The organism is Pyxidicoccus fallax (assembly GCF_012933655.1).
In the GTDB taxonomy this organism is placed as follows: Bacteria; Myxococcota; Myxococcia; order Myxococcales; family Myxococcaceae; genus Myxococcus; species Myxococcus fallax.
Map to the genome: position 1 here is coordinate 1 of NZ_JABBJJ010000106.1, position 26,259 is coordinate 26,259.

The window sequence follows — 26,259 nt, forward strand, 5'->3', positions numbered from 1 at the left end:
GTCCACGGCACCTTCGAACGCGCCCCCAGCACCACCGCCGCCAGCGCCGGCCCCGCGATGCGCCCCAGGTTGTACTGCGCCGAGTTGAGGCTCATGGCGCTGTGCAAGTCCCTCGGCGGAACCAGCTCCGCGAGCATCGCGGAGAACGCCGGGTTGATGAGCGTGCTCGCGCAGCCGTGGAGGAACGAGACCACGCCCACCACGGGAACGCTGAGCTGGTGCGTGAAGGCCAGCACCGTCAGCACTCCCGCGAGCAGCAGCTGCGCCACCGTCCCCAGCGCCACGTACGCGCGCCGGTCGAACCGGTCCGCCAGCGCGCCACCCAGCGGCGACAGCACCACCGACGGCAGGTACGTCAGCGCCACGATGCCGCCCGTCCACTCCGCGCGGCCCGTCACCTCCGTCACGTACACGCCCATCGCCACCGTCTCCATCCACGTGCCGATGGTGGAGATGAGTGCACCCATCCAGACAGCGAAGTAGCCGGGATGGTCGAAGGCTCGAAGCGAGGAGAGACGTGGCAGTCGGAGTGCGCGCACGGAGAGCTTCCTTGTAGCGCACAGCCCCGTCACGCGCCCTCATGGCTCGCGTCATCATTTGAGCTGCAATGACGCGCCCGTCGGCAGGGCCAGCAGCCAGACTTCACCGTGCGCTGGGAGACACCCCCACGGACGCACCGGCGACGCGAATGTGACGGGGGATTCGCGTCCCGGCGTCGAGGCTCTCGCGATTCGCTCGGAATACGCGGGCCCGGCGGAACAGCGCACCCGTAGTCCAGGGTGCGCGAAGGTGGTGTTACCGCGCGGAGACGGGGCCCTTGCCCGCGGGCTTCACGGCGCCGTCCTCGGAGATGCGGGCGCCCGTCTCGGGGAAGTCCTCGGCGGTGAGGCCGCGCACGAGCTTGATGACGGCGCCCGTCGGGTCCGGCACGGCGATGCCCTTGTCCACCTGCTTCGTGGGAAGGATGCGGGCCGAGCCGAAGCTGCCGTCGCCGTTCAGCTCCACCTCCAGCACCATGCCCAGCCCCTGCGCGCCGGACAGGGTGAAGCGGCCGTAGGTGGCGAAGTTGCCCATGGAGTAGGCGATGAGCCGGCCCTTGTAGAACTCCATGCCGCGCGCCACGTGCGGCCCGTGGCCGAGCACCAGGTGCGCGCCCGCGTCCACCACCGCGCGGGTGAAGGTGCGCAAATCTCCGCGGTCCTCGCCGAAGAACATCTCGCGGCCCTGCGGCACGTGCAGCGCCTTGCTGCCCTCGGCGCCGCCGTGGAAGGAGACGACGACGAGGTCATGCTCGGCCGCCGCGGCGCTCACCAGCGCCGTGGCCGTGGCGAGGTTGTTGAGGTGGTTGCACGAGGGCGACGTGTGGAACGCCACCACGCCGATGCGCAGGCCATTGCGCTCCACGGTGGCCACCGAGCCTGGCGGGCCGCTCCAGGGAATGCCGAGCGCGTCGAGCGTGGCCTCCGTCTCGCGGCGGCACAGCTCGCCGAAGTCACCCGAGTGGTTGTTCGCCGTGGAGGCCACGTCCACCCCGGCCTCCTTGAGCACCTGCCCGTACGACGTGGGCGAGCGGAACGCGTAGCAGTTGCCCTTCGAGCGGCACTTCTTGGTTTCGCCGTTGTCGCACAGCGGGCCTTCGAGGTTGATGAAGGTGACGTCCGCGTCCTCCAGTAGCGGGCGCACTCCGGCGATGACGCTCGCGGGGCCGTCGGGAGGCAGGTGCCCTTCCGGCACGGTGGTGCCGAGCATCACGTCACCCACGGCGCGGAGGCGCACCTTCGCGCCCGGAGGCGGGGGAGGGCGGTTGCTGGCCTGGGGCGCGCGAGAGAGCTTCTCCTGGAGCGAGACCTGGCCCTGGGCCTGGGCCAGCGCCGTCTCCAGGTCCGGGTGGTCGGGGGCGAGCTTCTTCACCTCGGTCCACTGGGTGAGCGCGTCCGCCCAGCGGCCCTCGACCTGGTAGGCCCAGCCCAGCTCCCAGCGGCAGTCCACGCGCGAGGGCGCGGCCTGGACGCAGGCGGACAGCTCGGTGATGGCGGTGCGGGTGTCCTTCGCCTTGAGGGCCTCCATGCCCCGGGCGTAGCTCGCGTCCGCGTCCGCCACGGCGGGGGCGTTGGAATTCGAGCGCAGCGCCGTGGCGGCGGCGCGCAGGGCACCGGCACCGGCCCGCGCGGCGGCGCGTCCGAGGTCGGAGATGTCCGGGGTGCCCTGGGCAGGGGCCGCTGCTTCCGAGGTGGCGGTGACGGGGACAATCGTGGCCTCGGCGCGCGCGTCGTCACGCACGGCGGCCTTCACGGACCCGTCTCCCGCGAGCACGGCGGCGCTGGCGATGCGGGCCCGCGCGAGGTCCTCGGCCACGGCCTTCACGGACCCATCACCGGCGAGGGTGGCGCCAGCGACGCCAGGCCGGGCGCCGGCATCCTCTCGCAGCACGGTCCGCACGGCTCCATCACCCGCGATGCTCGTGCCCGCGACGCCAGGCCGCGAGCCGGCATCCTCCCGCAGCACGGCCCGCACGGCTCCATCGCCCGCGATGCTCGTGCCCGCGACGCCAGGCCGCGAGCCGGCATCCTCTCGCAGCACGGCCCGCACGGCTCCATCGCCCGCGATGCTCGCGCCCGCAACGGTGGACCGGGCGCCGGCATCCTCCCGGAGCACGGCCCGCACGGACGCGGAGCCCGCGGTGGAGAGCAGCTCGGCGGAGCGTGCACGCGCGTCGTCACCGAGGGCGGCCTTCACGGACGCGGAGCCCGCGGCGGAGAGCAGCTCGGCGGAGCGGGAAGTGGAGTGGGCGGGGGCGGGCTCGCGCGCGGGGGAAGCCCCCGGCGTGGTGGCGAGCGCCAGCATGAGGAAGACGGACGAGGCCATGGCCCGCGCATATTACGGGCCTCCCAGGCGTCCGGGGGTGATTGGCGTACGCCCGCCCCATCAGGAGACGGGCAGGCGACACACACACCCCTCACGGAAGACGAGCGGGGTGTGTGGCGGCGTGCAACCCGGGCTTCAGCCCAGCAGGTCCAGCAGCACCGAGCGGCGACGCTGGCGCGGCAGCAGCCGCAAGCGCCGCAGCTCCTTGCGCTTCGCCTTGCGCTCCAGCGCGCTGTGCACCGAGAGCTGACCGGGGCCGCGCAGCAGCAGCCCGAGCGCGATGGAGCACAGCGCGATGTTGAACTCGAAGCCACCCTTGGTGTTGTCGAAGCCCTTGGACCCGTGGACCTTGGCGATGGCGAAGGCCTGCGTGACGAGCACGCCGAGCGCGGCGGGGCGAGTGGCGAAGCCGAGGATGGAGCTCAGGCCCGCGAGCAGCTCGGTGATGCCGGTGGCCAGCACCAGCGGCTTCGCGGGCTTGAGGCCCAGGGACTCGAAGTAGCCGGCGGTCTGCGCCGTGCCCTCCTTGCGCAGCTTGCTCACTCCGTGCATCACCATCGAAGACCCGAGTGCCAGACGCGGCGGCACCAGGGCGGCCGCCTTGAGGATGCTCGGTTGCTCGGTCAGCGTCGCCACGTTCATTCCCTCTCCTCCTGTGAATGGGGGGCCGGAGCCCAGTCGGGAACCTGGGTACGTTGGGGCCGGCTGCCCCTCATGGCACCTTGAGTCATGCCGCCCTCACTCGGCCGGCAGGCGTGCCAGCGGCGCATCGTCTCACTCGGCAGTCGGTCCCCATCTCCGCCAGAACCCTACGGGCTGCGTCATGTGCCTCGACCTGGACGCCGGTTGGCGCGAGACTCGGCGGCACCATGCTCGTACGCGGGTGTCTGCTCTCCCTGGCGTTGCTGCTCTCCTCTCCGGCCCTGGCGGAGGACGGCGTCACCCCCGACGCGGCCCAGGCCACCAACAAGCGCATCGCGGTGGCGCGCGGGAGCACGCCTCCTCCCGGCCCCCCGAAGCGGGCGGAAGTGGTGGCGTGCACGACCCCGGCGCAGCGGGTTTCAATGGGAGAGAGGAGCGTCGTCATCGTGCGCTGTCCCGAGGACTGCATCGCGCGGCTCGACGGCCGAGGGGGTCTGCGGCGTGACGACCGGACGTGGGAGTTCACGCACGTGGAGCCCGGACGGCGGCACGTGGAGGCGAGCGGCGGACTCCTCAACCGCAGACTCTTCCGCGGCCGCGTGGATATTCCGCCGGGCACGAAGGCCACGGTCTACGGCGACTCGAAGGGCAACGTGAAGCTCACGCGGCACAGGAGCCTGGGCGCGGCGAAGAAAACACGGGAGGAGACAGACAGCCAGCAGGCCTCCCACCTCAACGTGCGCTGCCAGAAGTCCTGCACGGTGTCGCTCGACGGCACGCGCCGGGGCGCGAGCGGCACGACGAGCGTGCTCCTCACGGACGTGAAGCCCGGGACGCATGAGCTGGGGGTCGTCTTCACAGTTGGGAAGAGCCACCGGCGTGCCACGCTCGACGTGCCCGCGCGCAGCGAGATGTTCATCACCGTGTCCGAGAGCGGTGGCGTGCAGGTGACGAACACGAAGGCGCTGGCCAGCACTCCGTAGGACAGAGACGAGGAGCCGCTCCCGCTACTCCTCTCCCGAAGGCACCCGCTCCGCCAGGGGAGCGTCCATCAACGCGGCCACCTCCGCGGAGTACCCACCCGGGCCCTCACCGTGGACGATGAGCGGAGGACGCACGGCGAGCCCCCGGTCCCTGTCCCTCACCGCCTGCACGAGGAAGCGCGTAGCGGCATCCTCCACGCGCGAGTGCACGAAGCGCAGCACCGACGGGTACAGCTTCGCCTGGGTGAGCAGCCCCAGCACCTCCGCCACGCGCGCGGCCGGGTACACGAGGCTCACGAGCCCTCCGGGCACCAGCGCGTACCGCGCCGCCGCCACCACGTCCCCCGCGACACACGCCACCTCCGACTTGGACACGGCGCGCTCGTCATCCGGGCTGCGCACTCCCGCGTGGGCCACGCGGAACGGAGGGTTGGACACCACGTGCGAGTACCGTCCTCCGGACACGTGTTCGCGGATGCGCCGCAGGTCTCCCAGCAGCGGCGTCACGCGGCCCTCGCACCCGTTGAGCGCCACCGCGCGCTCCAGCCGCGCGTACACGGCGGGTTGCAACTCCAGCGCGTCCACCGGCCCCAGGCCGAACTGTTTCACGAGCAGGAAGGACACCACGCCGCTGCCCGCGCCCAGCTCCAGCATCGGCCCCGGTGCACCCGTTCCCTCCGTCGAGGCGAAGTGCGCCAGCAGCACCGCGTCCAGCGTGAAGCGGTAGCCGCTCCGCCGCTGCAGCACGCGCACGCCGGCCGTGCCGATGGAGTCGAGCGTCTCGTCCGGGCCGGGCCCGGAAGGCGTGGGTTCAGACATGGGGCGTGTTTCGCCCCATCTCCACCCCCTTGGCAACCCGCGGCTCAGGCCGCGTGGGCCAGCCGCTGCTCACGCCTGCGGAGGATGAGGGCGTGCGCCGCCTGCTCGGTGGGCACGAAGTCGACCTCCACGCTCCACTTCCCCGTGAAGTACAGCGCCAGGAGGATGGCCTTCGCCATGGCCCGCTGCGCGAGCCCCAGCCCGACGTAGAGGATGCCGTGGAACCACTCCGCCTTGAGGTTGCGGGAGATGTACTCGCGGCTCTTCGTGTCGATGGTCGAGTCCGACACATCCATCACCAGGTAGAAGGGCTGGAGGCTCCCCAACTCCTCGCAGATTTCCACCGAGCGCCGCGCCTCGTCGAAGGAAGTCGGTCCGCTGAAACTCACCACCAACACGTCCGACTGCTCCAGCCGTGCCACGTGCGCGCCGAACTTCCACTCCTTCCGAGCCCCCATGATGTCCCCCAGGTCCTGGCTCTCCCGTCCAGTGAGCACAAGCAAGCCATGAATGGGACGTCACGTGAAAGGGGCTCACGACTGAAAGTCCATCCAATCACAAATAAATTATCGGTAAACCCGGCTGAATGAGACATGTTTTACGACTCAGTCAGGTTTATCGTGTTCAGGTGACACCGGCTCACGCCGCGCGGCATCGCACGAGCGCGAAGAAGCCGGGAATCTTCTCCAGCTCGCTCCGGGTGCTCATGGGCACGCCGTGGATGATTGTCTTGCCGCAGGCAAGGGTCTCCCACGACTCCGCGGGGAAGTACTTGCGGAACATGCGCTCATCGAAGGCCTCCGGCGCGCGGACGCCAGACTCGATGCAGCGCTTGAGCGGCACGGGGATGACGGAGGCCGTCGCGCCGAGCGACTGGAGGTAATCGAGCGGGCTGCCCTCGTGGGCCGTCTCCAGGAGGAAGAGCACGCCCCGCCGGCCGAGGAGGTCCCGGAGATTGCTCACCAGGCTCGTTCGCTGCGCGTGGCCGAGGATGTGGAAGACGCCGCGCACGTAGACGTTGGCTTCGCCCAGCTCGTTCGCGAGCTGGCGTCCCGCGCCGGGCTGGCTCGCTTCGAGGACGCGGTAGGAGACGTTGGTGACATCGCGGGACTCCTGGCGTGCCTTCTCGATGGCCCGCGAGGACAGGTCCAGCCCGTGCACCGAGGGGAAATGGGCCGCGAGCGCCCGGCTGTGGCGCCCGTTGCCGCAGCCCACGTCGAGCACGGGCAGGCTCCGGTCCATGTGCTCGAGCACGCGCTCCAGGGACTGCGACAGCTCGGCCTCGCTGCCAGCATCCCAGAGCACATCGCCCTCCGCGCCCGTGCGTTGCACGCTGTTCCAGTACCGTTCCCAGGCCTTCGCCGCGTCCCCTGGCGCACGCATCCCGTGCCACATGAGTCGGGGGACGAGCAGGAACTTCTGCCAGGACATGAACGGCTCCAGAGGGGTGGGGGAATGGAGCGAGGATAGCAGTCCCCCTGTCACGGCTCAGCGAGCGCACCTCGAGTGAGACGCGGGGCTCAGGGCTTCGAGTACGGCTCCGACGACTGAGCGAAAGGGGGACGGCAGGCCCGCCGTCCCCCCAGGCGCTACGGCGTGTACACCACCGTCAGCGTGGCGTTGGCCCCGTCGCGGATGAAGAGGTACGCCGTCGCCGCCTGCTCGCCGGTGAAGCGCAGCCGGAGCTGCGTCCTCCCCGTCTTGCTGATGGCGGACAGCCCGGTGCCGCTGAAGTCCGCCGAGGCCTTCGTCCCCGCGGTGAACTTCGCGATGTCCGCCACGGCACTCGCGGTGGCGGCGGCGGCCCAGTCGGCCGTCTCGGTGGTGGCGGCGTTGAAGGTGCCGTTCTTCACGTCGATGACGAGCGTGTTGCCCGCGGGGCTCGCCCACGGGTCACCCGAGCCGGACGAGTAGCTCACCGTCAGGTACGCGCGGCTGATGCTCGCGGTGTCCGGAAGGCCCGACGTGTCGAAGGACAGGAACGAGCGGTTGTACTTCGCGTCCGTCCCCCGCCCGAGTGCCAGCCCCGTGAGCGTGCCCAGCGCCGGAGCGCTGCCGTCCGCGTTCGCCTTGAGGTAGCCGTCCTCCGCCGCGACGCTGGTGAAGCTCACCGTGACGGGCGCGGGCGAGCCACTGTTGCTCACCGTCACCGTCGTGTCGCTGTCCGTGGCCTGGTTCCCCGCCGCGTCGAAGGCGCGCGCCCCCAGCGTGTGAGAGCCATTGGAGACGCCGGTGCTGTTCCACGCGAACTCGTACGGAGCCACCGTGTCCGTGGACACGGGGCTGCCGTCCACCAGGAACTCCACTCGCGCCACGCCCACCGCGTCCGACGCGCTCGCGGTGACGGTGACGGTGCCGCTCACCGTGGCCCCGTTGGCCGGAGCCGTCACGTTCACCGTGGGCGGCGTGGTGTCACCCGGCGTGCCGCCCCCCGTGAGCCCGAGGAACTGGGCCTGGTAGTAGACGGAGCAGAGGTTCACATCGGTGAGGTACGCGCCGGTGGTGCCGCAGGCCGTGGTGCTGCCCGGGAAGCTGAACTGCGCGTCGAAGCCCACGGCATGGCCCATGTTGGTGATTTCCCAGGTCTCCACGAGCGCCGTGCCCGCGCCGTCGCGGTAGACCTTGTGCGGGAAGCCGCCCACCGTCTCGGAAGTATCCGGCGTCTGGTCGATGCCGTGGACGTTGGTCCACTGCTCCATGGCCTCGGTCAGGTTCGCCGGCCGCACCGTGAAGTCGCTGGTGCCGTGCCAGAGGGTGACGCGCGGGCGCGGGCCCGTGTAGCCCGCGCTCGACCAGGCGGAGCGCACGAAGTCGCCCCAGGCGGCCGGCGTCTTATCCACACCCGGGTTCATGCAGCTGAAGCCCTCGTTCGAGGACAGGGCACACCGGTACGGGCCTCCCGAGTTGATGGAAGCCCCGGAGAAGACGTCCGGGTAGGACGCCAGCAGCGCCGACGCCAGGTACCCGCCGGCCGAGAAGCCCGCGACGTACACCCGCTCCGGGTCGATGGAGTACGCGGACTTCATCGCGTCCACCATCTGCTTGACGGAGAGCGCCTCGCCCTGGCCCCGGCTGAAGTCCTGGGACTGGAACCAGTTGAAGCAGTTCGCGCCGTTGTTGGCGCTCTGCTGCTGCGGATAGACGACGTAGAACTTGTAGACGTTGGCCGCCGCCGTCCAGCCGCTGCCCTCCATGCCCGCGGCCTGCTGCGTGCAGCCGTGCAGCACCACCACGAGCGGCGCGTTGGCCGGCATCCCGGTGGGGACGTGGCGGTACATCAGCAGGTTGCCGGGGTTGGTGCCGAAGCCGGTCACCTGGGTGAGGGGATTCTGCGTCTCGCTGAGCTCGGGCATGTCCTCCCGGGCGGGAGGCTCCTCGTCCGGGTCACAGCCCGGAACACCGGCGAGCAGGAGCGCCGTGAGGCTCGCTCCGGGGAACCGCGACCACAACCACGAACGGCGGAATCGCTGCGTGTGCATGGTGCCTCCCGGGCCGCCGTGGGGGGAAGTTTCGGCGGCCGCGGGGCGACACCTGACTCTCCCGCCTCCATCCACCGCAAGGCGCGATGCGTCGCCAGACGCATGAAACATGAACCAGGATTCAATCCGCCGCGGCACGAAGGGACATGCCGCGCCGCGTTGGCGGGGTGGGTGAAAGTTGAACCAGGATTCAGGTGGAGGGGGAGGCACCGCGCGGCCGGGGCTCTCGCTCCCGGCGGCGGTGCCGTGCTGAAGGGCCTACCGGGCGTTGCGCTCGGCGGCCAGGCGCTCGGCCACGTCCAGCACCTTCGCCTCGACGCACACGCCGTCCAGCTGGTTGGCCTCCACGATGCCCGTGGGGCTCGTGACGTTCACCTCGGTGAGGTAGTCGCCGAGCACGTCGATGCCCACCAGCAGGAGCCCGCGCTTGCGCAGCTCGGGCTTCAGCCGCTCGCAGATTTCGAGGTCGCGTGGGGTGAGCACGGCCTTCCGGGGCGTGCCGCCGGCGGCCATGTTGCCGCGGTTGTCGTCCTCGGAGGGGACGCGGAGGACGCCGCCCACGGGCTCGCCGTCGACGAGGAGGATGCGCTTGTCGCCCAGGCGGCTCTCGGGGATGTACGCCTGCGCGACGACGGCCTCGCGGCCTCCCATCGTGAGCAGCTCCACCGCGGAGCGCGCGTTGCGGTCCGTGGGGCTCAGGAAGAGGATGCCCTTGCCGCCGTAGCCATCCACGGGCTTGAGGATGGTGCCCTGCGGATTGCGGGCGATGAAGTCGAGCAGCACCGGCAGCTCGCGGGTGATGCGGGTGTCCGGCATCAGGTCCGGGTAGTGCAGGGCGAAGAGCTTCTCGTTGGCGTCGCGGATGCCGGCGGGGTGGTTGATGAACGCGGGCGCCCGGTCACCGCACAGCTCCACCAGCTGCGTGGCGTGGAGGAACTCCACGTCCACCGGCGGGTCCTTGCGCATGAAGAGCACGTCCAGCGTGGACAGGGGGTGCACGGCCTCTTCGAGGATGTCGAAGTGCCGGCCCTGTTCAGGGCGCACGGTGACGTGGCGCATGCGCGCCTCGGTGCAGGTGCCGTTGAAGCGCAGCCAGCCCTGCTCGAAGTAGAGCACCCGGTGGCCGCGTTTCTGGGCCTCCCGCATCAGCTCGAACGTGGAGTCGTGGTTCACCCGCACCGTCTCGAGCGGGTCCATCAAGAAGCCAATGGTGAGCGCGGCCATGCAGTCCGAAGTGGCAGGTTGGGGTCGCGAGGATAGCGGAGCGCGGGGGGGATGTGCCCCTCAATCATGAGGGTGGGGCGGAACAGTGACGTCCAGCCGTCATGCGTCAGGGAAGGTCCTCCAGGACGAACCGGGTCGTCTGGTTCGGCCGGATCTTCACCTCCAGCGGCCGCCTCCTCCCGTCCGAGCCCACGATGTGCAGCGTGTGCGTGCCCGCGGACAGCACCTTGTTGGCCATGGGCGTCCGTCCCAGCTTGTTGTCGCCCTCGTAGACGTCCACGTTCTCCGCCTTCACGACGAGCGTCAGCTTCCCATTGCCCCGCACCCGGGGCTCCGAGGTCCGCTCCGCTTTCGTGCCGCCCCGATTCCTGCCCTCCTTCGGGCCCAGGGGCGTTTCCACGTCCGCGTTCACGACCTGGGTGCTCGCATCCGACGCGGGCGTCTCCGCCTCCGCGACCCCGGTGCCACCATCCCGCTTCGCCGCCGTGGCCTCACGGAACTCCGGGAGCGCCGGTGCCGCCGAGGTCGGCAGCTTGCGAATCTCCGTCGGGTCGGGCTCCACGTTCGCGTTCAGCACCACCGCCAGGCGCCACGCCCCGTAGCCTCCGCCCGCCAGGATGGCCAGCAGCAGCAGCCCCCACAGCGCGTTGTTCAGCTTGGAGGGCGGCTCCTTCGTCTTCGCCGTGTCCGCCACCGCGGGTTGCCGACCCGTCGCGGGTGCCCGGCGCGCCGGCTTGCGCGGCACCGCGCTCACCCCGTTCTGCGGCGTGGAGTCGTCCACCCGCTCCGGAAGGTATGGCCCGTCATCGCCCCGCAGCGCCTTCTTCGCCTTGTCCACCATGGCGCCGTTCGCGGTGCCCTCCGCGCTCTCCAGCAGCGCGCGGGTGGCCGCCATGCGCTCGGAGAACAACTCCCGCATGAGCTGCGCCCGGTGGTCCGAGTCCATCAGCAGCCGGCCCGCCACCGCCTCGATGGCCCGCGCCATGTCCCGCCCGTTGGCGAAGCGCTTCTCCCGGCTGCGCTCCAGCGCCTGCATCACCACCTTGGACACGCCCTCCGGCACGTGCGGCGCCACGTGCGAGGGCCAGGGGACGGGTGCCTCGAGAATCTTCACCATCTCGTCGCGCTCGTCCTTGCCCGCGAACAGGCGCGCCCCGGTGATGAGCTCGTGCATCATCACCCCCACCGAGAACAAATCGCTGCGGCCGTCCAGCTTGTCGCCGCGCACCTGCTCGGGGGACATGTACCCGGTGGTGCCCTTCACCGTGCCCGCGCTGGTGCGCTCCAGGCTGCCCTTGGCCTTGGCGATGCCGAAGTCCAAGAGCTTCACCACGCCGTCGTACGTCACCATGATGTTCTTCTGGGCGACGTCGCGGTGGATGACGGGGCTGGGCTCGCCCGAGGGCGCCGTGAAGGTGTGCGCGTAGTGCAGCGCCATGCAGACGTCGCGCGCCACCGACAGCGTGAAGCCGATGGGAATCTGCTGCTTGCGGCGCAGGCAGGCGCTCGTGATTTGATTCAGGTTCTGCCCGGCGATGAACTCCATGGCCAGGTAGAGCCCGTCGTCCTCCTGCCCCAGGTCGAACACCTGCGCGATGTTGGGGTGGTTGAAGGCCGCGGTGATGCGGGCCTCGTCCAGGAACATGCGCTCGAACTGCTCGTTGTCGCGCACGTCCGGGAGGATGCGCTTGATGACGACGTACTTGCGGAAGCCACCTGGCCCCGAGGTGAAGCCGAGGAACAGCTCGGCCATGCCCCCCACGGACAGCTGGGTGACGACCTCGTACTTTCCAATGCGCTCGCCCCGATAGAAGTCGATGGGGACACCCTCCACCAGCGCCCCGCTCCCGGGGACCGTCGCCGGCACGGACGATAACAGGCTTGTGCGGGGCAGACGTCCCGTGACGCCCCGCCGTCACACCGAGTGAGCCCTGCTTCCCCCCAAGTCCCTGTGGATGGGCTGTGGACAGGAGGGAGGGGGTTGTGGAGAAACCGGGCCGTGGATCAACACCTGTGGGTGCCCGGGGGAAACCTCCAATTTACCCACATGTAGCAGGGAGCGAATTCTCGAGTTATCTCGGGAGCTTGCTGACTTGTCCCCAACTCCGCGTCCCCTGCTTCTACCACCGTTAGATCAACACTCCTATGTACCTATAGAAGAAGCCGTCGGCGCCTGGGGAAAGAGCCCCTGTGGGACGAGACACCGAGACAGGGATGTATCAATCCGTTTGTCACGGGCTCTCGGCTCACGGAGCGGGTTCACGGGGCCGGAGCCCGACCCGGGCCACGATGCCCACCAGGAGGCCGTGGCGGCCCCCAGGTGCGTCGGGAACGGACCCTGGCGGGGACTCAGGGGAGTGCCGCGCGCAGCCGGTCCAGGAGGACGGGCAGGCGTTCCAGCAGCTCCCGGTCCATGTCCTCCAGCGCGTGGCGGAGGATGGAGAGGTCATCCGCCTCGCGCTCCGCCTGGACCATGCGCTGCAGACCGCGCAGGCGCTGGTTGCGAAGCACGAGGCTGTCGAGGGTGTCCTCCAGCTCCGAGGCCAGCTCCGGCTGGAGCCGCAGGTCGCGGCCCACCAACTCACGGAGCTGCTCCACCAGATAGGTCAGGTCCCAGGATTCTTCGTATCCGGCACGACGTGACATCTCGGCTCGACCCGTTGAGAACGGCCCGGGCTCAAGCCAGGACCCGAGCCCGCTGGAGCCCGGACAGCGTCAGGCGCGAGCGCGACGGGTCCAGCTCCACGCTCACCTGGCAGCCCGCCAGGTCCAGCCTCAGCGTGTACGGAGCCGACGACGGCAGCAGGCCCCGCTCCTGGTGCGCCAGCGCGGCCATGCGGAACAGCTCGGCGAGCAGCTCCTGCCGGGCCTCCGGCGGGAGCCCATCCACCGTGGCCTGGAGCCCTCGTGGGATGAGCACGGTAAAGGCCTGGGATGACTGCGGGATTCCGGCGGTTTCGGCGGAGTTCATGCCCCTTGCCGATTGCGAGAAACGTACCCCTCCGGACCCCAAACATTCCGCGCGTTTAGGAGGGCTCGACGCGACCCACCTGAAAAAATCACCGGCCCTCCCGAACACGTTCCTGAATTCTTGGAAGTCCCCGATGTCGCGTCAGGTGGGAGAGCCCGGCCCGGGGGTGCGGGCGCATCCTTCCTCGGGGTGTCACGGGCGCGTGGCTGTCGGGCATTGGGAGGCAGGTGTGGGGGCCCCCTCGCATCGCCCCCGCGTGGGGGCTATACGCGACGGCTTCGGGAGGCACCCATGGCACGCGCGACGAGAGCAGGGGTGGGGCGAGCGGTCATCCTGCTGGCACTGGTGCTGGGAGCGGGCATCGCCTGCCGTGACGAGCCCCCCCTGAAGGGCGCGGTGGGGCGGCTGCGGCTGTCCGGGCCGCGCCTGGAGTTCCCGGCGGCCTACCCTGGCACCACGCGTGAGGCGGAGGTCCGGGTGGTGAACGCCGGCCGCGCGCCGCTGGACGTCACCTGGACGGAGGTGGCGCCGCCCTTCGCGCTGGTGGACGCGCTGCCCACGCGGGTGGCGTCGGGCGAGGTGCCGGTGCGCCTGCGCTTCGCGCCCACCGCGGTGGGCACCTACACGTCCACCGTCACGGGGACGTCCTCGGACGGCGGCAAGGTGGAGCTGGTGCTGGCGGGCGAGGGCAAGCCCATTCCGGACTGCTTCACGCCGGTGACATGCAGCACGGCCACCTTCGACGTGGCGACGGAGCAATGCGTGGAGACGGTGCTGCCGGACGGCACTCCGTGCGACCCGGGCAACGCGTGCCTCACCGACGCCACCTGCCAGGCGGGCCGGTGCAAGGGCCGTGAGCGCGCGTGCGACGACGGCAACCTGTGCACCACGGACGTGTGCCATGCGCTGGACGGGTGCCAGTCGGTGCCGGCGCCGCCCTGCCCGGGGGACGGCAAGTGCCAGGTGGGCACGTGCGACCCCCAGAAGGGCTGCGGGCTGGCCCCCGCGCCGGACGGCACCTTCTGCGGCTCGGAGCGCGGGTGTGACGTGGCGGACCTGTGCGTGGAGGGCGCGTGCGTGCGGCGCAACCCGCCGGACGGCTTCGTCTGCGCGACGGCCAGCCCCTGCCAGGGCGAGGGCCGGTGCGAGGGGAGCGTGTGCGAGCGCCCCGCGGCCGTCCCCCTGGAGCCGGACTGGCAATATGACTCGCGCTTCGAGGGCCAGGACCTGCACGACCTGCTGGTGAGCCCCCGGGGCGAGGTGACGCTGTCGGGCTTCTACGGCTTCCCCGTGCTGGACGCGGCGGGAGAGGGGCCGGTGCGGTCGAACCAGACGGGCCGGCGCTGCATGCTGTGGAACGACCGGCTCTTGTGCATGGACCTGCCGGAGGACGGCACGGTGTCCCTCATGGAGCGCTCCACGGGCGCACCCCGGTGGACCTTCACCCTCGGCCGCGAGCGGCCGGACTTCGCCCAGAAGACGCTGACGCTCTTCCTGGCCCGGCTGGCGGTGATGGCGCCGGACCGGCTGGCGGCCCTCTTCGAGGCGTACCCGGCCGGGCAGAACCGCGACACGCTCTGCCGCATGTACTTCCTGGTGGTGCTGGACGCCTTCGGGCGCATGGTGTCCGCGCAGGAGCTGACGGACCCGCTGCTGTCCGAGTGCAACCACCCGCACCCCTTCGGCCTCGCCTCGGACACCCGGGGCAACCTGTACGTCTCCTTCGCGCGGACGATGAACGTGGGGGCGCCGCTGGCCTCGGGCTCGCCCACGCTGATGATGGCCTTCTCCCCGGACGGGGTGCCGCGCTGGCGGACGACGCGGGACTTCCGCTCCGGCGAGCTGGCGGTGGTCAACGGGCTGCTCATGCCCGAGTACGGCGCGCAGGCGCTGAGCACGGAGGACGGCTCGCCGGTGGCCTCCATTGCCCAGGCCTTCGGCCGCGTGGTGGCCACCCGCGAGGTGGCCGTGCCCAGCACGCCGGGGACCACGGTGAATGGGGGCGGCGGAGGCTCCCTGCAGCAGGCGACGCAGCTCCAGGGCTTCGGCCTACCGGGGCTGGAGCCGGCGTGGACGTACTCGCTGCGCGACGGGCAGAACCTCTTCACCAAGGAGCTGCGGCTGGGCACGTGGCCCGCGGGCACCGGGCGGCCCCGGGACACGGTGGTGCTCAGCACCGCCATGGGGGCCGACGCCCAGCCGATGCTGGTGGCCGTGCGCGTGAAGGACGGGAGCGAGGCCTTCCAGTGCCCGCTGTCCTACTCACCGCGCGGCGTGACGCAGCTGATGGAGCTGGCGCCGGACGCGATGGTGATGATGGACGGCGCCACCACCTGCGGCGAGTGCGACCCGCCCTTCGCCAACAGCCGGGCGCGCTTCCTGCGCTTCCCCATGCCGGGGCTGCTGCCCGCGAGCGAGCCGTGGCCGGGCACCTTCGGCGGCCCGGGCCACGGCCACCACGAGAACTCCGCGCACTGAGGTTTCAGCGCACCGTCTGGAGGAGCCGCTCGGCCTGCTCGCGCAGCTCCTTCGCGTCGGCGGGCGCCAGCTTGAGGACCTCGCGCGCCATCGCCTGGGCCTTTGTCTTGTCACCCTTGCGCGCGTGGACGATGGCGAGGTTGAGCACGGGCTCCACCCGGTGGGGCGCGCGGCGGCGGGACTCCTCGAGAATCTCGATGGCGGCCGTCAGGCGCTCCTCGGGGTCTCCGCCCTCCTCCCACCGCATCAGGAGGTTGCCGAGGTTGTTGGCGGGGGCCCAGTCCTCCGGGTCCAGGTCCATGGCCGCGCGCCAGGCGTGCACCGCGCCCTCCACGTCCGGCGGCGCGCCGGCCTCGAGCACCATGGCCTCGATGGACTTCGTCTGCGCCGTCGCCTGCCCGCGCGCCTCCAGCTTGCGGACCAGCTCCAGGGCCTCCACGCGGTGGCCGGTGGCCATCATCATGCGGGCCAGGTTGCCCTGCGCCTCGGGGTCGTCGGGGAACTCGCGGGCCAGGTGCTTCGCGATGCCGAAGGCCTCGGGCACGTTGCCGCGCGCGGCCAGCACGCGGCTGAGCGCGTTGAGCAGCTCCGGCTGGTCCGGCATCAGCTTCAGGCCATCGCGCAGCAGGTCCTCCGCCTGCGCCAGCTCGCCGAGCTGCTGGAGGATGATGGTCCACGTCACGTAGACGGGGGGATTGAGCGGGTTGAGCTCCAGCGCCCGTTGCAGGTGCGGCAGCGCCAGCGTCAGCTCCTCCTGCGCCAGCAGCACGCGCGCCAGGTTGAAGCGGTACTGGGCCACGTCGGGGTCGAGCTGCACCGCCCGCTCCAGCTCCTTGCGAGCGCCCGGGAAGTCGTTCAGCCCGCCGAGGATGAAGCTCAGACCGAAGTGCGCCTCGGCGCGCGGGGGCTTCGCCTCGCGGATGATTTGCGTGTAGAGGGTGCGGGCGCCCTCCAGGTCTCCGCGCGACGAGGCCAGCGCGGCCTTCACCAGCTTGGAGTCCGCGTCCTCCACGCCACCGCGGGTGGCCTGGTTCACGAGCTGCTCCGCCCGGTCCCAGTCCCCATCCACCGAAGCCAGCTTCGCGAGCGTCAGCAGCGCGACGCGGTCGTCCTTGTTCTTGCTGAGGGCGCTCTCGGCGAGCTCCCGAGCCTTGTCGACCTCACCGGCCTTCAACAACGCCTGCATGCTCTGGGTGGTCATGGGGGGGCAGTATGCCAGGGCAGAGGGGGGCCCGGAAAACAGAGGGCGCGAGCCTCGCGGCGCCTTGGAAGGCACCGCGGAGGACTCGCGCCCGGGGTGTGGGGTGCGGGGGAACGCTGACGGCTAGAACAGGCTCTTGAAGAACTTGCTCACGCTCTGGGCGGCTTCCTTCACCATCTCGACGGGCTTCTCGATGATGCTCTTCACCATCTCGACGGGCTTCTCGACGACCTTCTTGATGGTGTCCTTGATGCCCTTGAAGTCGATGTCGATGTTCACGCCCAGCTTGAAGCCGATGCCGAGCGCGGCGCCGATGTCCAGGCGGGCCTTGAAGCGGCCGTTCTTGAAGCCGGCCTCGGCCTTGAAGGCCACGCCCACGCCGGCCCACGCCTCGGCGCTGCCGCCGACGCTGCCGAACTTGCCCAGGTTGACGTTCGCCTCGACACCCGCGCGAGCGCCCACGAAGGCGTCGGCTTCAATCTTGGCGGCGTAGATGCCCTTGGCCGGGTCGATGACCATCTCGCCGTTGGCGCGGGCCACGGCGCCCACGTACGCCTCGCCCTTGGCGTCCAGGGTGTAGTCACCCTTGCCGACGCGGATGGAGCCCTGCGCGCGCGCCAGCGTGGCCGCGGCCTCCAGCGAGCCGGTGGCCTTCAGCGCGCCACCCTCGAAGGACACCTTGCCGGAGCCCTTCACCATGGCCTCGGCCAGCGAGTAGCTGCCCTGGCCCTGGACGAGACCGCCGGCGCTGCTGAAGGCGCCCTGGCCCCGGTGCGCGGCCACGCTCTTCTCGAAGGAGCCCTCGGTCAGCGTGACGCCGGGCATCTTGCCCAGCAGCTTCGCGCCCTTGCTGTTGTTGGCGTTGGGCGTGAAGAGGTCGCTGGTGTCGCCGTGCGAGAAGGTCTTGTTGTAGTTCCGGTTGACCTGCTTACCGGTCTCGAAGCTGTTCTGGTACCGGCCGTTCTGCTGGGTGACCGCCGTGTTCTTCTTGTCCGGCGTCGTCGCGACCTGGTTCTTCTGGGTCCCCTTCTGGGGCAGCGACGTCTGCGGCTCCTTGTGCTTGAGGGACTGCGTCAGGCCACGGAAGTTGAAGCCGCGGAAGATGTTGGCGGTCATGGAAGGCGTGCTCCGGTTCGGAAAATTATGACTTGAACCATTCTCGCCGCGATGTAGCGGCAGGTTGCGTGGTGCTGGATCTTTTCCGGCGAATTCGCCGCGGCTCAGCGGCCGCTGAACCAGCGCACGAAGAAGAAGAAGGCGCCGGTGACGACGAGGCACGCGGCTCCAGCAATCGGCAGGGCCCATGAGGTGCCCTGGACCCCGGGCTCGAGCAGGGCGCGAGACGGGTCCTCCGGGTCATAGAAGACCGTGACGGGCCTGCCGGGGGCGTAGCGCGCCGCATGGGCCTGCGCGCTCTGCTTGTTGCCGACCTCCACCACGTCCATCCCCAGCTCCGTGCCCGTGTAGGTGTGGCGGTCCACGGTGTAGGTGTACTCGACCTGGGGCCGGTAGAGGACCTGGGGCGGAGGCTTGGGGGCGTCGTCGTCGTAGCTCGACTCGCGTTGAAGGGCGGGGGCCTCGCGGGAGGTGACGCGCGAGGAGCGGATGGTGCCCTGGGTGGAGGGCCAGTTCCGGGTGCGCGCGTTGCGCTGCATCCGGATGAAGCCCCAGATGACGAGACCCAGGCCGGTGACGCCCAGGACGACGGCGATGGTGGAGAGCACCGAGAGGAGCAATGGCTTCATACGGGGCCGCACCATAGCAGCGGCCTCCGGGCTGGCGTCGAGGCCGCCCCCCGGCTCCTCGCATGCCGTCGCGTCACAACCCGCGTCCGCCGACACCACCCGGTGGAGGGAGCCTGAGAGGGGGAGGGCATGGCTGTCGACATCCGCGTTCCCGTCCTCGTGCAGGACCCGGTCGCCTCGGGCGAGCGGAGCCTGCCGAGGATGGAGTGGGTGCGCCTGCGTGGCGAGGACGTGGTGCTGGACGGGCCCGTCTCGCCACGCGTGGCGGTGCTGGACCTGGACGCCATCACGGGCAGGCTGAAGCGGGGTGCCCGCTACCAGCCTCCCGTGCGCGACGGCGAGCCGGGCACGTTCCGCCTCCAGGACCCCGAGCGGCTGGACGCGGCGGACGTCATCCAGGTGAGCGTCTTCGGCGCGGTGCTCCGGACGCTGGAGATGTTCGAGGAGGATGACGCGCTCGGCCGCCGGGTGCGTTGGGCCTTCGAGGGCTCGCAGCTGCTCGTGGTGCCCCGGGCCGGCGAGTGGGCGAACGCCTTCTACCAGCGCGAGTCCCGCAGCCTGCAGTTCTTCTCCTTCCGCCATCGGCTCCCCAATGGGCGGGAGGAGCGCATCTACACCTGCCAGTCGCAGGACATCATCGCGCACGAGACGGCGCACGCGGTGCTGGATGGCATCGCCCCGGACCTGTACCACGCGCTGTCCCCGCAGGCCGTGGCGCTGCACGAGGCGGTGGCGGATCTCACCGCGGCACTCGCCGCCTTCCGGTGCCGGCCACTCGTCCGGCAGGTGCTGAAGGAGCAGGGTGGCAGCATCGCCCGCTCCGGTGCGTTCAGCGCCATTGGCGAGCAGTTCGGCAAGGCGCTCGGCCATGAGAAGGGCCACCTGCGGGACCTGCACAACGAGAAGACGCTGAGGCCCATCGAGGGCGGGAGGCCGGAGGACGTCGTCACCTCGGTGGAGCCGCACGCGCTGAGCGAGGTGCTCTCCGGCGCGCTCTATGGCGTCATGCTGCGGCTGCACGAGGCGCTGAAGGACGAGTTCGCGCTCAAGCCCCAGGCGCGCACGTCGCTGGTGGCCCCCGCGGAGACGGCTCGGCACGCGCTGCCTCCCGAGGACGCACCCGAGCCTCCGTTGGAGTACCGGGACTACGTGTCCGACGAGGCCTGGCAGGAGGCGCGAAGGCGGATGTCGGGCAAGGCGCTGGCGGTGGCGGCGTCGCGCTTCAAGCGCAGCCTGTACCGGGGGCTGGACTACCTGCCTCCGGGCGAGGTGTCGTTCGCGGACCTGGGCCGGGCCATCCTCGCGGCGGACCAGGCGTCGCACCCGGACAGCGGCGAGCAGCGGACGTGGCTGTGCCAGGAGTTCGTCCGCCGGGGCATCGTCCGCCACGAGCGCGAGTTGCGCGTGCGCACGGACTTCGAGCACCGCGCCCTGGACGGCGTGGACATGGACACGCTGGTGAAGAGCGACTGGGCCGCGTACGCGTTCGCGAACCGGCATCGCGGCTTCCTGCGGATTCCCCGGGGCGTCTCCTTCCACATCGCGCCGCGGCTGGTGGTGGAGAAGCTCTACTACGGCGCCACGGGCGGTCAGCGGACGCGGCGCATCCGCGAGTGCCTCTTCAAGGTGTCCTGGAAGGTGGACGAGCCGGACACGCTGCCCGGCAGCGGACTGCCGGAGTGGAGGCAGGTCACCTTCGGCACCACGCTCGCCATCGACTGCGAGACGCGGCGGGTGCGGGTGCTGCTCACGTCGGACCGGCACCTGACGCGGAAGGCGGACCGGGACGGGATGGTGCGGTGGTTGATGGAGGAGGACCTGCTGCGCGTGGGTGAGGACGCGCTCGGCCCCGATGGACGGCCGCTGTGCGGCACCATCCGGGGGGAGGTCTCCGACGGAATCCTCCGCGTGGTGGGCACCGCGCACATGCTCCACCTGACGGAGCAGCGCCGCTTCGCGAGAGGAGGTGGGTGATGGATGCGCTGCGGGTGCGCACGTACAACGTGCGGTTCGGTGACGCGCTGCTGGTGTCGGTGCCGGACCACGATGCCACCACGGGCCTGACGACGATGCGCCACCTGCTCATCGACGTGGGCAACGTGCAGGCCGGCGAGGGCGGCGCGGACAGCGGCTTCCTGCCCGTGCTGGAGAACGTGCTGGCGGAGCTGGATGGGGCGCCGCTGGACCTCTACGTGATGACGCACGAGCACCTGGACCATGTGCAGGGGCTGCCCTACGCGGACGAGCGCCGGTATGGGGGAGGGCTGCGGGAGAAGCTGAAGCCACGCCATGCCTGGCTGACGGCGTCGGCGGCGCCGGACTATTACGAGCGGCATCCCGAGGCGAAGAAGCAGCTCGACGCGAGCCGCGCGCTGTACGACGACCTGCGGGAGTACTGCCAGCTGAAGCCCGAGGCGGCGCGCGGGGTGGTGCCGTCCTTCCTGCTGACCAACGACTACCGGAAGACGGACGCGTGCGTGGAGTACCTGCGCGGGCTGGCGGAGCGGACACACTACGTCCACCGGGGCGCGGCGCTGGCGGAGACGCACCCGTTCAAGGAAGCGCGGCTGGAGGTGTGGGCCCCCGAGGAGGACACGAGCGAGTACTACGGACGCTTCATGCCGGTGGCGCTGGGGCTGAAGCGGAAGGCGGGAGGGGAGGTGTCCCTGCACGTGCCGGCGCCTCCGGCCGGAGTGGATGCGAGCGCCTTCTACAACCTGCTCGCGTGGCGGTGCCGGGGTGTGGGGGATGACTTGCTGGCCATCGACAAGGCGGCGAACAACACCAGCATCGTCTTCAGCCTGGAGTGGCGCGGATGGCGGCTGCTCTTCGCCGGTGACGCGGAGGTGCGAAGCTGGAAGACGATGAAGAAGCACGGCGTGCTCAAGCCGGTGCACTTCCTCAAGGTGAGCCACCATGGCAGCCACAACGGGACGCCGGATGGGGACATCTTCGACGCCATCCTCCCCGTGCAACCGCCGGATGGACGGCAGCGGACCGCGGTCATCTCCGCGTACGACGGCACGTACAACGGCATCCCGCATGCCCCCACGAATGAGCGGCTGCGCTCCCGGTGCGCGCTGAGCACCACGCTGCAGCCGGGGAACGTGCCGTACCTGGACCTGCTGTTCGAGGACGTGGAGCGCACGCGGACGCCCCCGAGAATCCGGCGCGCGGTGCCGGTGCGGAACCCCGGGCGGCGGGCGTGAGGGAGTGTGGAGAACTTGTGGAGGTGTCCTCCGCTCAGGCCGTGGCCCGCCAGGCCTGGTAGTGGATGCTGCCGAGGGGCGGCTCCGTCCCCGCTTCCGGGGAGAGCGTGCCGATGATGTCCACGGACTCGGAGCCGTCCGGAGCGGGGTGGGTGCGGAACTCGACGCACAATCCGAACAGGGGCACGGGCAGTCCGTGCCAGCGCACGCGGCGGCCTCGGAGGGAGAGTCCGCCACCTTCCAGGACGCGGGCGTCCAGCTCCACCTCCAGGCCGTGCTCGACGAAGACCTCGTACAGCCGTCCCTTGCGCACGACGAAGTCGGAGTCGAAGACGCGCAGGACGCCGTCGCAGTACAGCTCGCGGACGAAGTGCATGGAGCCGTCCTCGCGGCGGAAGGTGCGGAAGCGGGAGGGAAAGGCCCGGGCGCCATGCTCGGAGACGCCCTGGCCGAGGAGCCGGGTGGCGACCCAGGCGATGACGCGGGCCTTGCGGGTGCGCAGCTCGACGGAGGTGCGCACGGCCCAGGCGCCGGGGTTGCCGTAGAAGCGCACCACGCGCGGGTCCACGCGGGCCACGTCCTCGCCGAGCGTGGCCGCGAGCAGGGGCCAGCCATCCGCGGGGCCCACGGATTGGCCCCGGTGGAGGGCGCGCACACCTCGGCGGTAGACGCCCGCCGCGGCCCACGCGGTGATGAAGCTGGAGAGCAGCAGCCACGCGGCTCGGCGCTCATCCACGAGCCCGGGGCGTCCGGGCCAGCGGGGGAAGAGCACCGCGCGGGCAGTGGCGAGCGCGTAGTGCTGGAGGAGGCTCCACCCGGCGCGCAGCATCCGCCCCAGCGTCACGGCCATGGAGTGGGCGATGGCGGCCTCGCCTGGCACGGCGCCAGCGAGCGCGGGCTGGTCGAAGAAGCGGGAGCCGAGCGTCAACTCCAGGTGCTGCACGAGCAGGCGCCACAGGGGCTCGCCCTCGTGGGAGCGGGCCTCCTCGCGGAATGCCGCTTCGAGTCCGGCTTCCCGTGCCTGGAGGGCGTCGCGCATGTGGGCTTCAATCCAGCGCTCATCCCGAATCTCCAGGGGGAGGCCCTCCTCGCAGGCCCGCGCGTACGCTGCCCACGCCGGGGTGCGTGGCCGGCCCAGGGCGTCCACCGGCAGCACGGCTTGTCCGAGGCGGGCGAAGGGCTCGGACAGACCCCAGAAGCGGCCCAGGGCCACGGCGCTCGCGACGAGCAGGTGCACGCGGGCCATGCGGCACGGGTGGGAACTGTAGAAGTCCGCGAGCAGGGCCACGGCCCGGCGGGAGGCGCGCTGGCGGAGCACGAAGGCGCGCAGGGCTTCATGCGAGGCACCGGGCAGCCACCGCCGCGCGTCGTCGAGCTCGGTGGGGGTGAGGTCATCGACGAAGGGCGGGACATGGGCCCGGCGGGGCGATGGGCGTGAAGCCTCGGAGCCGGTGATGGCGGAGTCCTCCACGACGGACCTGGCGTGGACCTCGGGTGGCGACGTCCTCGCGCCATTCCGCGGGGCCCATCCCGCGAGCTCTCGTCCCGGTTTCCCCATGACAGCTGTGTCTGTGCTCGCCGCGCTCATGACGACACCTCCACAAGTTCTCCACAGGGGGCGGCCGCGCCGCGCTCGCGGGACTCATTGCCGGAGCCGAGCCAGCTGCGCGCCGAGCCCGGACCGGGCGTTCGGCCCAGCACCCGAGCGAGGAAGAACAGGGCGAAGCGCCACCGGGAGCGGCCCCGGGCCAGGGCGCTCTCGTCTCCGGCGCACCAGAGGCGGAGCGTCTCGAAGCCCCACTCGGTGCCCAGGCGCATGACGGGGCGGAACAGGGCCGCGTCGAGCAATTCACCCACCACGCCGTGCCGGGTCTGGTAGTCGAAGACGGTCTTGAAGAAGGTGCCCTCGGGGCGGCGCTCGTAGAGCCAGAGGCCTCGGCCCCGCAGGATGAGGCTGCGGAAGTCGTCGGAGCCGAACTCGAAGGTGGAGCGGACGAGGGGCGTGTTCGCGAGGTAGCGGCCCCAGCCCTTCACCTCGATGCCGAAGCCCAGGTGGGTGCGGTAGTCCATGAGGTGGAAGCCGCGCGCGTCCTGCTCGGGCAGGTAGCGGATGGAGGTGAAGCGCACGTCCCAGGCGGTGTGGAGGTCCGGGTTCTGCGTGCGCTCCCAGACGCATTCCACGGGCGCGGGGATGAGGGCCTCCACGACGATGCGGCGCGGAGGAGGCTGCTTCGGAAGCGCGCCCGTGGGGACGCGGCGGAAGGCCAGCCATCGGTGCGAATCCCTGGCGAAGGATGCGAGCGCCGCCACGCCCATCACGGTCATCAGCGCGCGCAGGGCCACGGGAACGGCGGGCGGGTCCACGCGGAAGCCGGTGGGCAGGAGGCGGTCCGGCCACACGGCGTGGAAGGTGGACATGAGGTACAGCCCGACGAGCACGCTGAGCACCACGTGCATGAAGTACTCACCGCGAGGCAGGCCTCCTTGTGGCGCGCGGCTGTCTCGCTCCTCCCAGACGTCCGCCCAGGCGACGAAGACGTCCGCCGCGTAGAGCACCGCGAGCAGCCCGAGCGCCAGTCCCTGGAAGCGCAGGTGCGGCACCCAGAGGAACTGGAGCGCGTAGATGAGGTGGCGCGCGGTGTGCCAGAAGACCTCGCGCTGGCACTCGGGGCGTTCCTGGAGGCGGCCGCGCCAGATGTGGAAGTACGCCACATCGAAGGCGCCCAGCAGTCCGATGGCGAGCAGCAGGTAGAAGGCAGCGGTCATGCCCCGTCCCTGTGCAACGGGACGGCCAGCACCGAGGCACGGCTCAACCGCGCGGAATCCCAGGAGGGGCGGAGTCCTCCGGGCCCGTCACTGTCAACGCCGTGGACAGCGGTGACAACGCGGGTGTCCGTGCCGGATGAGCGAGCCCACCGGTGGGGTAGTCCTCATGTCGGCCGTGCGTGCTATCGGTTCGTGGCCATTCTTCAAGGAGGGGGACTTGATGTCTGATGCGGATTCGTTGGTGCTGGATTCACTGGAGCAGCAGCAGACCGAGGTGGTGTTCGGGTTGGTAGGGGCGGTGGGAACGGACCTCGCCCGACTGGAGACGTTCCTGGACGAGGGGCTCCAGCGCTTCAATTACACACCGTCCGTCATTCGCGTCACGAGCCTGCTGGATACCTTCGACGTTTCCCAGCTCGGCGTCCCCTTGGCGAGCGCGCCCGAGAACGAGCGAATCCTCACCCGCATCAAGGCAGGCAACGGACTGCGTCGCCTCTCGAAGCGCAACGACATCTTCGCGCTGTATGCGGCCCAGCAGATCTTGGTCCGTCGTCCCGAACCGGTGAGCTCCGAGGAGCCGGACCTGAGGCCTCACTGGCGTACCGCGCATGTCGTCCATTCGCTGAAGCACCCTGAGGAGGTGCGGACGCTCAGGCGGCTCTATGGCCCGGGGTTCTTCCTGATTGGCGTGTACTCACCGGAGTCGTTGAGGCTGCGCAACCTGGTGGACCGCTACCTCATGACGGAGGAACAGGCTCGCCAGCTCATCCGTCAGGACGAGAATGAGAAGGAGGGTCACGGTCAGCATGCGCGCGACACCTTCGAGCTCTCCGATGTCTTCATTCCAATGACGGGGAACGAGGAGACTCCAAGAACCAGCTCTTCCGTTTTCTCGACCTCGTCTTCGGTGCTCCCTGGACGACACCGACCCAGGAGGAGCACGCCATGTTCATGGCCTTCGCCGCGTCGCTGCGCTCGGGGAGTCTGGCCCGGCAGGTGGGCGCGGTCATCACCAGCGCCTCGGGTGACGTGATTTCCACGGGGGCGAATGACACGCCTCAGTACGGAGGCGGGCAGTACTGGCCCGGCGCGCACGACCAGCGCGACAGCGCCAGGGGCGTCGATTACAACGACGTCCTCAAGAGGCGGCTCGTGGTGCAGATCATGCGGAAAGTGAAGGACCGCTACGCTCCGGGCGAGGAGAGCGCCAGCGACAACGCGCTCTACGAAGAGGGTCGCAAGTTCTTCTCGGACACGGGCCTGCTGGACATCACCGAGTACAGCCGTGAGGTCCATGCGGAGATGGCCGCCTTGTCAGCCTCGTCGCGCATGGGGGCCTCGACGCAAGGAGCCCACCTCTATGCCACGACGTTCCCCTGCCACAACTGCGCCAAGCACATCGTGGCGGCCGGGATTGAGCGGGTCTACTTCGTCGAGCCCTACCCGAAGAGCCACGCCCTGAGGCTCCATGATGACTCCATCGCCCAGATGGATGGCCAGGATGTCAAGGGGCGGGTGGCGTTCACCCCCTTCATGGGAGTGGGACCGCGTAGGTTTTTCGACCTGTTCTCGATGCAACTGAGTTCGGGCCGACCTGTCGCTCGGAAGAACCGGGAGGGCCTCAAGGTGGAGTGGAAGACCACAAAGAGCCCTCCCCGCATCCCGCTGCTCCCTTATTCTTATGTGCGGCGCGAGCGGCTGGCGATGGATGAACTCTGGCAGGCGCTCGAACGGATGGAGCAGGAACGGCAGTCGCAGGGAGGGGAGAACTGAATGTCATCCATCAAGAGGACGGACACCGAGGCGAGCCGCCAATTCTGGGAATCGCTGGAGCGCAATCGGCGCGTCATCGCGACATGGCCTGACTGGATGCGGCG

Annotated in this window: 22 protein-coding genes; 6 read left to right on the forward strand and 16 right to left on the reverse strand. The window is 70.3% G+C overall.

Features of this window, described 5'->3' with window-relative positions; genetic code table 11:
• The 3 genes from HG543_RS22765 to HG543_RS22775 form a co-directional block, all read right to left on the reverse strand.
• On the reverse strand, window positions 1-539 hold a 539-nt coding region (locus HG543_RS22765; protein ID WP_169346934.1), incomplete at its 3' end, for an MFS transporter.
• Between the two features lie 256 nt (window positions 540-795).
• Window positions 796-2,865, reverse strand: a complete 2,070-nt coding sequence (locus HG543_RS22770) for a CapA family protein (RefSeq protein ID WP_169346935.1) — start codon at window positions 2,863-2,865, stop codon at window positions 796-798.
• Between the two features lie 135 nt (window positions 2,866-3,000).
• Window positions 3,001-3,507: a DoxX family protein gene (locus HG543_RS22775; protein WP_169346936.1), complete on the reverse strand. Its 507-nt coding sequence runs from the start codon at window positions 3,505-3,507 to the stop codon at window positions 3,001-3,003.
• Window positions 3,508-3,734: 227 nt separating this feature from the next.
• Here HG543_RS22775 and HG543_RS22780 point away from each other — a divergent pair, with 227 nt between their 5' ends.
• Complete coding sequence (locus HG543_RS22780; RefSeq protein ID WP_169346937.1) at window positions 3,735-4,490, forward strand: hypothetical protein; 756 nt, start codon at window positions 3,735-3,737, stop codon at window positions 4,488-4,490.
• A gap of 24 nt (window positions 4,491-4,514) precedes the next feature.
• On the opposite strand, the gene HG543_RS22785 is transcribed toward HG543_RS22780, so the two are convergent.
• The 8 genes from HG543_RS22785 to HG543_RS22820 form a co-directional block, all read right to left on the reverse strand.
• Window positions 4,515-5,309: a tRNA1(Val) (adenine(37)-N6)-methyltransferase gene (locus HG543_RS22785; RefSeq protein ID WP_169346938.1), complete on the reverse strand. Its 795-nt coding sequence runs from the start codon at window positions 5,307-5,309 to the stop codon at window positions 4,515-4,517.
• 44 nt (window positions 5,310-5,353) lie between these two features.
• Entirely contained in the window at window positions 5,354-5,767 is a 414-nt protein-coding gene (locus tag HG543_RS22790; protein ID WP_169346939.1) for an STAS/SEC14 domain-containing protein, read from the reverse strand.
• A 181-nt stretch (window positions 5,768-5,948) separates the two neighbouring features.
• Entirely contained in the window at window positions 5,949-6,740 is a 792-nt protein-coding gene (locus HG543_RS22795) for a class I SAM-dependent methyltransferase (protein WP_169346940.1), read from the reverse strand.
• A gap of 158 nt (window positions 6,741-6,898) precedes the next feature.
• Window positions 6,899-8,788 (reverse strand): extracellular catalytic domain type 1 short-chain-length polyhydroxyalkanoate depolymerase, encoded by a 1,890-nt coding sequence (locus HG543_RS22800; protein WP_169346941.1) that lies wholly within the window; start codon window positions 8,786-8,788, stop codon window positions 6,899-6,901.
• 258 nt (window positions 8,789-9,046) lie between these two features.
• Window positions 9,047-10,012: a glutathione synthase gene (gshB, locus tag HG543_RS22805; RefSeq protein ID WP_169346942.1), complete on the reverse strand. Its 966-nt coding sequence runs from the start codon at window positions 10,010-10,012 to the stop codon at window positions 9,047-9,049.
• Window positions 10,013-10,118: 106 nt separating this feature from the next.
• Complete coding sequence (locus HG543_RS22810) at window positions 10,119-11,879, reverse strand: serine/threonine protein kinase (RefSeq protein ID WP_343073414.1); 1,761 nt, start codon at window positions 11,877-11,879, stop codon at window positions 10,119-10,121.
• Window positions 11,880-12,361: 482 nt separating this feature from the next.
• Window positions 12,362-12,658 carry a hypothetical protein gene (locus HG543_RS22815; RefSeq protein WP_169346943.1) on the reverse strand — a complete coding sequence of 99 codons (297 nt, stop codon included), beginning with the start codon at window positions 12,656-12,658 and terminating at the stop codon, window positions 12,362-12,364.
• 31 nt (window positions 12,659-12,689) lie between these two features.
• A complete protein-coding gene (locus tag HG543_RS22820; RefSeq protein WP_343073415.1) occupies window positions 12,690-12,932 on the reverse strand; it encodes a hypothetical protein in 243 nt (80 codons plus the stop codon).
• 342 nt (window positions 12,933-13,274) lie between these two features.
• Here HG543_RS22820 and HG543_RS22825 point away from each other — a divergent pair, with 342 nt between their 5' ends.
• Entirely contained in the window at window positions 13,275-15,461 is a 2,187-nt protein-coding gene (locus HG543_RS22825; RefSeq protein ID WP_169346945.1) for a tenascin-X, read from the forward strand.
• Between the two features lie 4 nt (window positions 15,462-15,465).
• On the opposite strand, the gene HG543_RS22830 is transcribed toward HG543_RS22825, so the two are convergent.
• The 3 genes from HG543_RS22830 to HG543_RS22840 all read right to left on the reverse strand — a co-directional run bounded on the left by HG543_RS22830 (window position 15,466) and on the right by HG543_RS22840 (window position 18,407).
• Window positions 15,466-16,662, reverse strand: coding sequence for a tetratricopeptide repeat protein (locus HG543_RS22830; protein ID WP_169346946.1), 1,197 nt, complete (start codon window positions 16,660-16,662; stop codon window positions 15,466-15,468).
• A gap of 123 nt (window positions 16,663-16,785) precedes the next feature.
• Window positions 16,786-17,778, reverse strand: a complete 993-nt coding sequence (locus HG543_RS22835) for a hypothetical protein (protein ID WP_169346947.1) — start codon at window positions 17,776-17,778, stop codon at window positions 16,786-16,788.
• Window positions 17,779-17,882: 104 nt separating this feature from the next.
• Window positions 17,883-18,407 carry a DUF3592 domain-containing protein gene (locus HG543_RS22840; protein WP_169346948.1) on the reverse strand — a complete coding sequence of 175 codons (525 nt, stop codon included), beginning with the start codon at window positions 18,405-18,407 and terminating at the stop codon, window positions 17,883-17,885.
• A 129-nt stretch (window positions 18,408-18,536) separates the two neighbouring features.
• Here HG543_RS22840 and HG543_RS22845 point away from each other — a divergent pair, with 129 nt between their 5' ends.
• Both HG543_RS22845 and HG543_RS22850 read left to right on the forward strand, forming a co-directional pair.
• Window positions 18,537-20,381: a gluzincin family metallopeptidase gene (locus HG543_RS22845; RefSeq protein ID WP_169346949.1), complete on the forward strand. Its 1,845-nt coding sequence runs from the start codon at window positions 18,537-18,539 to the stop codon at window positions 20,379-20,381.
• A complete protein-coding gene (locus tag HG543_RS22850; protein WP_169346950.1) occupies window positions 20,381-21,616 on the forward strand; it encodes a ComEC/Rec2 family competence protein in 1,236 nt (411 codons plus the stop codon). The genes HG543_RS22845 and HG543_RS22850 overlap by 1 nt, the downstream gene beginning before the upstream one ends.
• Window positions 21,617-21,650: 34 nt before the next feature.
• Here HG543_RS22850 and HG543_RS56835 read toward each other — a convergent pair whose 3' ends face one another.
• Window positions 21,651-23,087, reverse strand: coding sequence for a DUF4166 domain-containing protein (locus HG543_RS56835; protein WP_169346951.1), 1,437 nt, complete (start codon window positions 23,085-23,087; stop codon window positions 21,651-21,653).
• Between the two features lie 113 nt (window positions 23,088-23,200).
• Entirely contained in the window at window positions 23,201-24,382 is a 1,182-nt protein-coding gene (locus tag HG543_RS22860; protein ID WP_169346952.1) for an SRPBCC family protein, read from the reverse strand.
• 136 nt (window positions 24,383-24,518) lie between these two features.
• Between HG543_RS22860 and HG543_RS22865 the strand changes: the two genes are divergently transcribed.
• Window positions 24,519-25,415 carry a nucleoside/nucleotide kinase family protein gene (locus HG543_RS22865; RefSeq protein WP_169346953.1) on the forward strand — a complete coding sequence of 299 codons (897 nt, stop codon included), beginning with the start codon at window positions 24,519-24,521 and terminating at the stop codon, window positions 25,413-25,415.
• Window positions 25,334-26,155, forward strand: coding sequence for a deaminase (locus tag HG543_RS22870; RefSeq protein ID WP_169346954.1), 822 nt, complete (start codon window positions 25,334-25,336; stop codon window positions 26,153-26,155). The genes HG543_RS22865 and HG543_RS22870 overlap by 82 nt, the downstream gene beginning before the upstream one ends.
• The last annotated feature ends 104 nt before the right edge of the window (window positions 26,156-26,259 follow it).